We start from the raw sequence: 12381 nt of genomic DNA, 5'->3' as shown, positions 1-12381 counted from the left end.
CCGATTCCACGGGCTTTTCGCGCTATTGGTTTTGGCCAGCGCTGGCATGATAAGCGTGAGGAAATGGGCAGCGAGTAGGCACCGTGGCAGAAGAAAGCGACGACGACAAAACAGAAGACCCCACACCCCAACGACTTGAAAAAGCGCGTGAAGAGGGGCAAATACCACGATCCCGCGAGCTGACATCGGTGCTGATGCTGCTGGTGGGCGTTTGTGTGCTCTGGCTGGGCGGGGAGTCCCTTGCGCGGCGGCTGGCGAACCTGCTCTCCGGCGGGCTGCGCTTTGACCACAGTATCGTTAACGATCCCAATTTGATTCTCGGGCAGATAATCATGCTGCTCAAAGAGGCCATGCTGGCGCTGCTGCCGCTGATTGTCGGCGTGGTGACGGTGGCGTTAGTGGCCCCGATGATGCTCGGCGGCCTGGTTTTTAGCACCAAATCCCTCGCCCTCAAACTCGACAAGCTCAACCCGCTGCCGGGGATTAAACGCATGTTCTCCGCCCAGACGGCGGCAGAGCTGGCGAAAGCGATTATGAAAGCGGTGCTGATGGGCACCGTGGCGGGTTTCTTTATGTGGATGCATTGGCCGCAGATGATGCGACTGGTGAGCGAATCACCGCTGTCGGCGATAGGCAACGCCCTCAATATGGTCGGGCTCTGCGCGCTGCTGGTGGCGCTGGGAATTATCCCGATGGTGGGGTTCGACGTCTTCTGGCAGATCCACAGCCATCTGAAAAAGCTGCGCATGTCGCGTCAGGATATTCGTGACGAATTTAAACAAAGCGAAGGCGACCCGCACGTGAAGGGGCGTATTCGCCAGATGCAGCGCGCGGCGGCGAGACGACGCATGATGGCGGACGTGCCAAAAGCGGACGTTATCGTCAATAACCCGACCCACTACTCGGTGGCGCTGCAGTACGACGAAAACAAAATGAGCGCGCCAAAAGTGGTGGCGAAAGGCGCGGGGCTGGTGGCGCTGCGCATTCGCGAAATCGGCGAAGAGAATCGTATCCCGATGCTGGAGGCCCCGCCGCTGGCGCGTGCGCTCTACCGCCATGCGGATATCGGTCAGCAGATCCCCGGCCAGCTCTACGCGGCGGTGGCAGAGGTGCTGGCCTGGGTCTGGCAGCTTAAACGCTGGCGGCTCGCGGGCGGTCAACCGCCGAAAAAACCGGATAACTTACCGGTGCCAGAGGCACTGGATTTTTTGAACGAGAAGGACTCTGATGGCTAATCTTGTCGCAATGCTGCGCCTCCCCAGCAACCTGAAATCCACCCAGTGGCAGGTGCTTGCCGGGCCGGTGCTGATCCTGCTGATCCTGTCGATGATGGTGCTGCCGTTGCCGGCCTTCGTCCTCGATCTGCTTTTTACCTTTAATATTGCGCTGTCGATTATGGTGCTGCTGGTGGCGATGTTCACTCAGCGTACCCTGGAGTTTGCCGCGTTCCCGACGATCCTGCTGTTTACCACCCTGCTGCGCCTGGCGCTGAACGTGGCCTCCACCCGTATTATTCTGATGGACGGACATACCGGTGCGGCGGCGGCGGGGAAGGTGGTAGAAGCCTTCGGCCACTTCCTGGTGGGCGGTAACTTCGCCATCGGTATCGTGGTGTTTATCATCCTCGTTATCATCAACTTTATGGTTATCACCAAGGGTGCCGGGCGTATCGCGGAGGTGGGCGCGCGCTTCGTACTGGACGGGATGCCGGGCAAACAGATGGCGATTGATGCCGACCTCAACGCCGGGATCATCGGGGAAGATGAAGCGAAAAAACGCCGCTCTGAGGTGACCCAGGAAGCGGACTTCTACGGTTCGATGGACGGTGCGAGTAAGTTCGTTCGCGGTGACGCCATCGCCGGTATCCTGATCATGGTCATCAACGTTATCGGCGGCTTGTTGGTGGGGGTACTGCAGCACGGGCTGGATCTCGGTAAAGCGGCGGAGTCTTATACCCTGCTGACCATCGGTGACGGTCTGGTCGCACAGATCCCCGCGCTGGTTATCTCGACGGCGGCGGGCGTTATCGTCACGCGCGTCAGTACCGAGCAAGACGTGGGCGAGCAGATGGTCGGCCAGCTGTTCAGCAACCCGCGCGTCATGCTGTTGAGCGCCGGGGTGCTGGGTCTGTTGGGCCTGGTACCGGGCATGCCGAACCTGGTGTTCTTACTGTTCACCGCCGCGCTGTTAGGGCTGGCCTGGTGGATCCGCGGTCGTGAAATGAAAGCACCGGAACAGCCGCAGGCGGCGAAACCTCAGGAAGCCAGTACTCAGGCCGTTGAGGCTACCTGGAGCGACGTGCAGCTTGAAGATACCCTTGGTATGGAGGTGGGCTACCGGCTGATCCCGATGGTGGATTTCCAGCAGGACGGTGAACTGCTGGGGCGTATCCGCAGTATCCGTAAGAAATTTGCGCAGGAGATGGGCTTTTTACCGCCGGTAGTGCACATTCGCGACAATATGGATCTCCCACCTGCGCGCTACCGTATTCTGCTTAAAGGTGTTGAAATTGGCAGCGGTGAAGCCTATCCGGGGCGCTGGCTGGCGATTAACCCAGGCACGGCGGCGGGGACGCTGCCGGGCGAAGTGACCACCGACCCGGCCTTTGGTCTGGCGGCTATCTGGATCGAAAGCGCACTGAAAGAGCAGGCGCAAATTCAGGGCTTCACGGTGGTGGAAGCCAGTACCGTGGTGGCGACCCATCTCAACCATCTGATTAGCCTGCACTCGTCCGAGCTGTTCGGTCGTCAGGAGGCACAGCAATTGCTGGATCGCGTCTCACAGGATATGCCGAAGCTGACCGAAGATCTGGTGCCGGGCGTGGTGACGCTGACTACGCTGCACAAAGTGCTGCAAAATCTGCTCGACGAAAAGGTGCCGATTCGCGATATGCGCACCATTCTGGAGACGCTGGCGGAACACGCGCCGATTCAGACCGAACCGGGCGAGCTGACCTCGGTCGTGCGCGTGGCGTTAGGCCGGGCGATTACCCAGCGCTGGTTCCCGGGTAATGATGAAGTGCAGGTGATTGGTCTGGATACGCCGCTTGAGCGTCTGTTGCTGCAGGCGCTGCAGGGCGGTGGTGGGCTGGAGCCGGGGCTGGCGGACCGTCTGCTGGCGCAAACCCAGGAGGCGCTGGCGCGGCAGGAAATGCTGGGCGCACCGCCGGTGCTGCTGGTGAACCATGCGCTGCGTCCGCTGCTGTCGCGCTTCCTGCGCCGCAGCCTGCCACAACTGGTGGTGCTGTCGAATATGGAGCTGTCAGATAACCGCAATATCCGCATGACCGCGACCATTGGAGGTAAGTAATGCGTAGGCTGCTGCTGTTACTCTGCCTGCCGATGCTGGCGCAGGCGGCGGGTGAGGGGGCCTGGCAGGCGAGTCATATGGGCATTACGCTGAACTATCGCGGCGTTGCCGCCTCGTCGGCGCCGCTTGCCGCAACGTCCCCTGTTCAGGGGGCCACCACGCTGGTGGCCTGGCGCTACGAGCTTAACGGCCCCACGCCTGCCGGGCTGCGCACTCGGTTGTGTTCGCTGACCCGCTGTACCGAGCTGGATGCCCAGAGCGGCACCACCATGGCGTTTAGCCAGGTGCCGGCATCAGAACCTTTTCGTTTCATCTGGGAAGTTCCCGGCGGTGGGCGATTAATTCCAGCATTGAAGGTACAAAGCGTACAAATTATCGTTAACTACCGCTAACCGCCGCACAATTCACCAATCGCCACCCTAATCTGGTGGCGATGTCGCATTTCTGGTCCTTCCTTTTGATCGTAAAGAAACGTTGTTTTATAAATCAGTGACACATATGCCACGACTCTTTGCATTTTTGCCAATCCAGCCATCGTGCTGGCAGAAATAGGAAGGTATCCCGCTACGCATACTTTTACTGTAGCCGTGTCAGTACTCCTTTTGGTGAGGTCTTAGCGTGCCGAAGGAGTTCCAATAATAAAAGGCACAGGATTGACGGCAATGAATAGAACGCGAAAAATAGGATTGGTGAATTACTTCGCCTACGGTTCGGGCGATTTTCTCGGCGCAGGCACCACCGCGCTGACCGCCGCATGGCTCCTCTACTTCTACACCACCTTCTGTGGGCTCTCTCCCATCGAAGCGACCTTTATTTTTGCAACCGCCAGGGTACTGGATGCGGTTGTCAGCCCGCTGATGGGCTTCTTAACCGATAACTTCGGTTCGACCTGGTTCGGTAAACGCTTTGGTCGTCGTAAATTCTTTATTCTGCTCGGTATTCCCTGCGTGTTCAGCTACTCCTTTATGTGGATAGGGGACATGGGCTTCTGGTACTACCTGGTGACCTACCTGATCTTTGACGTGGTTTACACCATGATTCTGGTGCCGTACGAAACGCTGGTGCCGGAAATGACCGACGATTTCAAACAGAAGACCAAATTCTCCGGTGCGCGTATCGGTATGGCGCAGATGTCGGCGATTCTGGCTTCCTTCCTGCCTGGCATCCTGCTGACTCACTTTGGTAAAGACAACGCAGTCTCTTTCTTCTACGCCAGCCTGGTGTTCTCCGTGCTGTGTGCGCTGATGCTGACCTTTGTCTGGTTCTTCACCTGGGAACGTCCGCGTGAAGAGTGGACGGCGGCGGCGCTGCAGGCTGAAGCCGAGAAGAAACATCTGACCTTCGGCCAGAGCATGAGCCGTCTGTTCATCGAACTCTCCTCAACGCTGCGCATTAAGATTTTCCGTCAGCACCTGGGGATGTACCTCGGCGGCTATATCGCTCAGGACGTGTTTAACGCCGTCTTCACCTACTACGTGGTGTTTGTGCTGATGCAGGAAGCCTCCATGGCCTCTAACCTGCTGGGTACCATGGCTATCTTCCAGTTCATTGCGGTTATCGCCATGATCCCATTGTGCATTCGCTTTGGACCTGCGCCATCTTACCGCATGGTGGTGGTGCTGTTCGGTATCGGCTCGTTCTCTTACGCGGCGCTGTACTACGCGGGGCTGAGCGATATCTATTCGCTGTTGCTGCTGATTTCTGCGGTGGCCGGCCTGGGCCGTGGCGGTATCAACTACGTACCGTGGAACACCTACACCTATATTGCTGACGTGGATGAAGTGATTACCGGCCAGCGCCGTGAAGGTATCTTTGCGGGCATCATGACCCTGACCCGTAAAGCGTCTCAGGCGGGTGCCGTGATGCTGGTGGGGATCATCATGCAGCTCTCCGGCTTCGTCTCCGGACAGAAAACCCAGCCGCCTGAGGTGAGCCACACCATTCTGCTGATCCTCAGCATGGGGACCATCATCGTGCTGGCGCTGGGCTTCCTGGTCTCGCTGCGCTTCAAACTGAACCTGAAAACCCACGGCGTACTGCGCGAAGAAACCGCGAAAATGCGTGAGTCCGGACGCGTGGTACCTGAAACCGTCACTGCCCAAGCGCGCGAAACCGTTGAAACGCTGGCGGGTATGCCGTACGAGTCCCTATGGGGCAACAACAATATTGGTTATCTGAATCGCAATAAACCTGCCGCGCCTTCGCTGAAGCAGGCTGCAACATTGAATTCGACTTACAACAGAGGTTAGAGATATGAAAGTTTGGCCCGTCAAACATAGCCCATTATTACGTCAACCGGAGCGTTTTATCTCCCGGGAAGAGCTGAAAGCCTTGATTCAGACGGTGACGAACAATCTGGTGAATATCAAGGATGAGACTGGTCAATTTCTGCTGCGCCTGGACGATGGTCGCGTGATTGACACCAAAGGCTGGGCAGGTTGGGAGTGGACGCACGGTGTGGGTCTGTACGGTATCTATCAGTACTACCAGCAGACCGGCGACGTGGCGATGCGCGACATTATTGATAGCTGGTTTGCCGACCGTTTTGCCGAAGGCGCGACCACCAAAAACGTCAACACCATGGCTCCGTTCCTGACGCTGGCCTATCGCTATGAAGAGACGCGCAACCCGGCGTATCTGCCGTGGCTGGAAACCTGGGCCGAGTGGGCGATGAACGAGATGCCGCGCACCGATCACGGCGGTATGCAGCACATCACGCTGGCGGAAGAGAACCATCAGCAGATGTGGGATGACACTCTGATGATGACCGTGTTGCCGCTGGCGAAAATCGGCAAGCTGCTGAATCGCCCGGACTACGTGGAAGAGGCGGTGTATCAGTTCCTGCTGCACGTGCAGAACCTGATGGACCGGGAAACCGGGCTGTGGTTCCATGGCTGGAACTACGAAGGGAATCACAACTTTGCCAATGCGCGCTGGGCGCGCGGCAATAGCTGGCTGACTATCGTGATTCCGGACTTCCTTGAGCTGGTGGATCTGCCGGAGAACAACGCGGTGCGTCGTTATCTGGTACAGGTGCTGAATGCGCAGATCGCGGCGCTGGCGAAATGTCAGGATGACAGCGGCCTGTGGCATACGCTGCTGGACGACCCGAACTCTTATCTGGAAGCGTCGGCGACCGCCGGTTTTGCCTACGGTATTCTGAAAGCGGTGCGTAAACGCTATGTTGGTCAGGAGTATGCTGACGTTGCGGAGAAAGCCATTAAGGGTATCGTGAAGCACGTTTCACCGGAAGGGGAGCTGCTGCAAACCTCCTTCGGTACCGGGATGGGTTCCAACCTCGATTTCTATCGTGAAATCCCGCTGACCTCCATGCCATACGGGCAGGCGATGGCGATTCTGTGTCTGACGGAATATCTGCGTAAGTTCTTCTAAGTCTTAGCGCTTTAAAAACCCGGCTATGTAGATGGCCGGGTTTTTTATTGCCCTTTCCATCAAATAAAGTTGTTATTTTTACTTTTGGTTATAAAAAAATTTTAACCAGATCGCATTCCTGGCTTATGGCTAATAGCCGTAATGACAATGGTGATATAGCTCACATTTCATCATTCATCATAATAATATAAAAACAGTGTTTCAAAATTATAAAACACGAGGTTTAATTTTATGGCAAGAAATGCGGCTTCAGCCCTCCACGGGCTGCAGGGAAGACCTGTCAATCTGCGCCATCAACTGGCATACGGAGGCGGAAACCTCTTGGGGAGCGGCGCGCTGGCGATTAGCGGTGCGTGGCTTCTGTACTTCTATACCACATTCTGTGGTCTGACGCTGATTGAGGCAGCGTTCATTTTCTCCGTTGCGAGCGTCATTGACGCCATCAGTAACCCGCTGATGGGTTATCTCACCGATAATTTTGGTAAAACCGCGCTGGGCAAACGCTTTGGCCGCCGTCGTTTCTTCCTGCTTATCGGCATTCCACTGATGATGTTCTACCCGCTGCTGTGGGTAGAAGGGCTGAGCTTCTGGTACTACCTCGCCACCTACGTGATGTTCGAGATTATCTACACCTCGGTGATGGTGCCATACGAAACGCTGGCCACCGAGATGACCGACGATTTTGCACTGCGCTCGAAGCTGACCGGTTATAAGGCGATTTTCGGTAAGCTGGCCAACTTCCTCGCCGCGTTCATTCCTGGGCAGTTTATCCTGATTTACGGTAAAGATTCAGCGACGCCGTTCTTCCTGACCGGCCTGACCTACGGCGCGATCCTCATCGCGGCGGTAGCCTGCCTGTGGTACAACAGCTGGGAGCGCCCGCGCGAAGAGGAGCCGGAAGCTCAGGTAAAATCGACCCTGCTGCAAACGCTGCTGTCGCTGGCGAAAGATATGCGCTCCACCTTCTACCTGCGGGTGTTCCGTAAGCACCTCGGCATGTACCTGTGTGGCTTTGGCGCCGAGTGGCTGTTCGCGTCAATCTTTACCTACTTCGTCATCTTTGTGCTGCAGCATGACCCGGCGATGGTGGCGGGCCTGAATAGCCTGAACTCCATCCTGCAGCTGATTTCCACCGCGCTGTTTATCGGCCTGTGCGTGAAAAAAGGCTTCAGCAAACCGTACATTATTGCGCTTTGCATCGTGATTTTCGCCGTATTCCTCTACACCTCACTGTGGTTCTTCCATCTGCCAGTGCATCTGGCGACCATTCTGATGTTCGGGATTACGATTATTTTCGGTCTGGGCACCGGTGGCGTGTACTACATTCCGTGGACGGTCTATACCTTCCTGGCCGACGTGGATGAAGTCTATACCGGTCGTCGCCGCGAGGGGATTTACGCCGGTGCGATGACCTTCTCCGGCAAAATCCTGCGCTCGATTATCGTCTTTGTGATGGGGGCTGTTCTCAGCTACTACGGCTTCCAGTCAAAAGCGCACGTGCAGCCGGAGAGCGCGGTGAACGCGATTGCGGTAGTGTTCTGCGGCGGTGTGGCGCTGTTGGCGCTGATGGCGATCGTCTTCAGTAAACAGATGAAACTGGACCGCGAAACCCACAAAGTGGTGCTGCAGGAAGTGGCGCGTATTAAAGCGGGCGGCAAGCTGGAAGATATCACTCCGGAAGTGCGTGCGGTGGTGGAAGACCTGGTTGGCCATCGCTACGAAGAGTGCTGGGGCAATAGCCCACTGTTCAAAAAAGACGACTCTCCGGTTGTTATCGAGGCGGTATCCGCCGGGCGCTAATGCACCCGACGTTCACGTCAACTTACCCCTGGGGCGACGGCAGCTGCGCGTCGTCCTGGGGGACAAACAGATGGTCGAGGATCTGGCGCATCACCGGCGCTGCCACCACACCATCGCTCCCCCCATTTTCCAGCACCAGCGCAACGGCAACCTTCGGATTTTTATACGGCGCAAAGGCGGTATAGAAGATATGGTCGCGCAGGCGCGTTGGGATCATTTTCGCGTTATAGGTTTGGTTCTCTTTCAGGCTGAACACCTGCGAGGTACCACTTTTCGCTGCGATACCGTAAGGCGCAGTATGGAAGAACTTATAGCCGGTGCCGTTTGGCGCGTTGGCCATACCGAACATCGCCTGGCGTACCAGATTCCAGTATGGTGAAGCGGCGCTGGCAATCTGCGGTTCATTAGCTGGCTGCTGATACGGGATAACCGTCTTGCCTGACTCTTCATCCTTCAGCAGGTGCGGCGGGATCACACGGCCATTGTTGAGCAGGGCCACCATTGCTTTCACCATCTGAATTGGGGTGGCAATCCAGTAGCCCTGACCGATGCCGACGGAAATCGTGTCACCCTGGTACCAGGCTTTCTTATGCACTTTCTCTTTCCAGCCGCGGCTCGGCAGCAGGCCGGTGTACTCTTCGTCCAGATCGATCCCGGTCGGTTTGCCGTAGCCAAACTGGCTGAGCATATTATTGATGCGGTCGATGCCCATCATATAGGCCACCTGATAGAAGAAGGTGTCGGCGGACTCTTCAATCGCTTTGGTGACGTCCAGCATGCCGTGGCCGGATTTTTTCCAGTCGCGGTAGTGGCGCTGAGTGCCCGGCAGCGTCCAGGTCGGCGCACCAAAGAAGCTGGTTTGCGGAGTGATCACGCCGTCGAGCAGCGCCGACATCGCCATATAGGGCTTCACCGTGGAGGCGGGCGGATAGAGCCCCTGGGTGACGCGGTTAATCAGCGGCAGGTTCTTATCCTGCAACAGTGAATTATAATCTTTGTAGCTTATCCCTTTCACAAACGGGTTCGGGTCATAGCTGGGGTTCGAGACCATCGCCAGCACCGAACCATCGTGTGGGTCTTCTACCAGCACCGCGGCGCGCTGACCCACCAGCAGACTTTCAATGTACTCCTGCAGATGCAGATCCAGCGTCAGGTGAATATCTTTGCCCGCCACCGGCGGCACGTCTTTCAACAGACGGACGATGCGCCCGTGGTTATCAACTTCCACTTCCTGATAACCGGTTTTGCCGTGCAGTTCGTTTTCGTAGTAGCGTTCGATGCCCTGTTTGCCGATGTTATGATCGGCGGCGTAGTTCTCCGCAATGCCTTCTTTATCCAGCGTTTTGAGATCGGTGTCGTTGATTTTCGATACGTAGCCGAGCACGTGCGCTAGCTCGGCACCGTACGGATACTGGCGGTCTTCATAGCTGTCGATCGTCACGCCGCTAAAACGGAACTGGTTGACAGAAAAACGGGCGATTTCGACGTCGGAGAGAGCGTTCTTTAACACCACTGGGCGGTAGCGGCTGCTGGACTTGAGCGCTTTATGGAACTGGTCGATGTCGTCGGGCGTCAGGTCAACGATGGGTGCCAGTTCACGCAGCAGCGCGTTCATATCGTCGATTTTATAAGGGGTAACGGAGATATCGTACCAGGTGACGTTCTTTACCAGCGGAATGCCGTTGCGGTCATAGATGATGCCGCGCGTTGGTGCAACCGGCAGCATCTTGATGTCGTTGGCATCTGAACGTGTGGCGTAGTAGCTGTGTTCGTCAATCTGTAGATGGTAGAGATTGAAAATCAGTATGCCAAAGCAGACCACCACCAGGCCAAAGGCCACGATCGCGCGGCGCATGAAGAGCTTTCGCTCCGCTTCATAGTCTCTAAAAGTCATTACGGTACCCAGTGTTTAAGCCGCCTAATGATACGGAGCGGTCACCGGCATGACAGACAAAAAATGTACCATCCCTATAGGGAAATGTGTCATTCCTTGTGTTTTGTAACAAATTGCGGGGATTTAGCCTGTAGCCCGTCCAGGCGAAGCGCCGCCGGGAAATGCACAATATAAAAAACCCGCGACATGCGCGGGCTTTTCACATCACTCGAGGTGATTACATGCGTTCTACGGTTTCGATACCCAGGGTATCCAGACCCAGCTTCAGGGTTTTCGCCGTCAGCAGCGCCAGCTTCAGGCGGCTATTACGCACGCTTTCGCTCTCGGCGGAGAGGATAGGGCAGTGCTCGTAGAAGCCGGAGAACAGACCTGCCAGATCGTACAGGTAAGCACACATTACGTGCGGCGTACCGTCGCGAGCGACGACGTTCAGCGTCTCTTCAAACTGCAGCAGACGCGCTGCCAGCTGTGCTTCACGGTCTTCAGTGATGGTCACTGCGGCATTGATGAGAGCGCTCTCTTCCAGCTCCGCTTTACGGAATACGGACAGCACGCGGGTATAAGCGTATTGCATGTACGGCGCGGTGTTGCCTTCGAAGGCCAGCATGTTGTCCCAGTCGAACACATAGTCGGTGGTACGGTTTTTGGAGAGATCCGCATATTTCACCGCGCCGATACCAACGACGTTGGCCAGTTTTTCCAGCTCGTCTGCTGGCATATCCGGGTTCTTCTCAGCCACCAGGCGACGTGCGCGTTCCAGCGCTTCGTCCAGCAGATCTGCCAGCTTGACGGTACCGCCAGCACGGGTTTTGAACGGCTTGCCGTCTTTACCCAGCATCATGCCGAACATGTGGTGCTCCAGCGGTACGGAATCCGGCACGTAACCGGCTTTACGTACGATGGTCCACGCCTGCATCAGGTGCTGGTGCTGACGGGAGTCGATGTAGTACAGCACGCGGTCGGCATGTAGGGTTTCATAACGATATTTCGCACAGGCGATATCGGTGGTGGTGTACAGGTAGCCGCCATCCTTTTTCTGGATGATGACGCCCATAGGCTCACCTTCTTTGTTCTTGAACTCGTCCAGGAACACCACGGTAGCGCCTTCGCTCTCCACCGCCAGACCTTTGGCTTTCAGGTCCGCGACGATACCCGGCAGCATTGGGTTGTACAGGCTTTCACCCATCACGTCATCGCGGGTCAGGGTGACGTTCAGGCGATCGTAGGTCAGCTGGTTCTGGGTCATGGTGATATCGACCAGCTGACGCCACATTTTACGGAAGTATTCGTCGCCGCCCTGCAGCTTCACGACGTAACTACGCGCACGTTCGGCGAAGGCTTCGTCTTCGTCGTAGTGTTTTTTCGCTTCGCGATAGAAACCTTCGAGGTCGGCCAGTGCCATCTCACCGGCGTTTTCCTGCTGCTGCTTTTCCAGATACGCAATCAGCATACCGAACTGGGTGCCCCAGTCGCCGACGTGGTTCGCGCGGATCACTTTATGGCCCATCAGCTCCAGCGTACGGACGGCAGCATCACCAATGATGGTGGAACGCAGGTGACCGACGTGCATCTCTTTTGCCACGTTCGGCGCGGAGTAGTCCACCACGATCGTCTGCTTTTCTGGCTGGGCAATGCCCAGACGGTCACTTTTCAGCGCCTGGCTAACGTGCTCGGCCAGGAAGGCTGGGTCGAGGAAGATGTTGATAAAGCCCGGCCCGGCGATCTCGACTTTGTTGGCAATGCCGTTCAGATCGAGATGAGACAGTACCTGCTCTGCCAGTTGTCGCGGTGCCATGCCCAGTTTTTTGGCCACTGCCATCATGCCGTTAGCCTGATAGTCGCCGAACTGTACTTTTGCTGACTGACGAACCTGCGGTTCGCAATCGGCAGGCGCGCCTGCCGCAATCATGGCCTGACTGACTTTTTCTGAGAGAAGAGCCTGAATATTCACCGGAATACCTTACGTTTTAGACGCTGTAACCTGC

8 protein-coding genes are annotated in these 12381 nt (G+C 56.6%); 6 read left to right on the top strand and 2 right to left on the bottom strand.

All coding sequences use genetic code 11. The features are described 5' to 3' along the window. Window positions 1-83: 83 nt before the first annotated feature. The 6 genes from flhB (at window position 84) to V6944_RS01075 (ending at window position 8502) form a co-directional block, all read left to right on the top strand. A complete protein-coding gene (gene flhB, locus V6944_RS01100) occupies window positions 84-1235 on the top strand; it encodes a flagellar biosynthesis protein FlhB (RefSeq protein WP_333497567.1) in 1152 nt (383 codons plus the stop codon). Further along, the gene (gene flhA, locus V6944_RS01095; RefSeq protein ID WP_333497566.1) at window positions 1228-3309 is read left to right on the top strand and encodes a flagellar biosynthesis protein FlhA; all 2082 of its coding nucleotides are present in this window, start codon (window positions 1228-1230) and stop codon (window positions 3307-3309) included. Before flhB ends, flhA begins: the two co-directional genes overlap by 8 nt. Then, entirely contained in the window at window positions 3309-3701 is a 393-nt protein-coding gene (gene flhE, locus V6944_RS01090) for a flagellar protein FlhE (protein WP_333497565.1), read from the top strand. Before flhA ends, flhE begins: the two co-directional genes overlap by 1 nt. Before the next feature lie 270 nt (window positions 3702-3971). Next, on the top strand, window positions 3972-5558 hold the full coding sequence (locus V6944_RS01085; RefSeq protein WP_333497564.1) for an MFS transporter: 1587 nt from the start codon (window positions 3972-3974) through the stop codon (window positions 5556-5558). Window positions 5559-5562: 4 nt separating this feature from the next. Continuing rightward, window positions 5563-6702, top strand: coding sequence for a beta-galactosidase BglB (gene bglB / locus V6944_RS01080; protein ID WP_333497563.1), 1140 nt, complete (start codon window positions 5563-5565; stop codon window positions 6700-6702). A gap of 231 nt (window positions 6703-6933) precedes the next feature. Next, window positions 6934-8502, top strand: coding sequence for an MFS transporter (locus V6944_RS01075; protein ID WP_333497562.1), 1569 nt, complete (start codon window positions 6934-6936; stop codon window positions 8500-8502). Between the two features lie 22 nt (window positions 8503-8524). Here V6944_RS01075 and mrdA read toward each other — a convergent pair whose 3' ends face one another. Both mrdA and argS read right to left on the bottom strand, forming a co-directional pair. Further along, window positions 8525-10396, bottom strand: a complete 1872-nt coding sequence (gene mrdA / locus V6944_RS01070) for a penicillin-binding protein 2 (protein ID WP_333497561.1) — start codon at window positions 10394-10396, stop codon at window positions 8525-8527. A gap of 217 nt (window positions 10397-10613) precedes the next feature. Continuing rightward, the gene (gene argS / locus V6944_RS01065; RefSeq protein ID WP_333497560.1) at window positions 10614-12347 is read right to left on the bottom strand and encodes an arginine--tRNA ligase; all 1734 of its coding nucleotides are present in this window, start codon (window positions 12345-12347) and stop codon (window positions 10614-10616) included. Window positions 12348-12381: the final 34 nt, after the last annotated feature.

The organism is Kluyvera sp. CHPC 1.2972, from assembly GCF_036759925.1.
GTDB lineage: Bacteria > Pseudomonadota > Gammaproteobacteria > Enterobacterales > Enterobacteriaceae > Kluyvera.
This window is presented reverse-complemented; position numbering and strand designations above follow the sequence as displayed.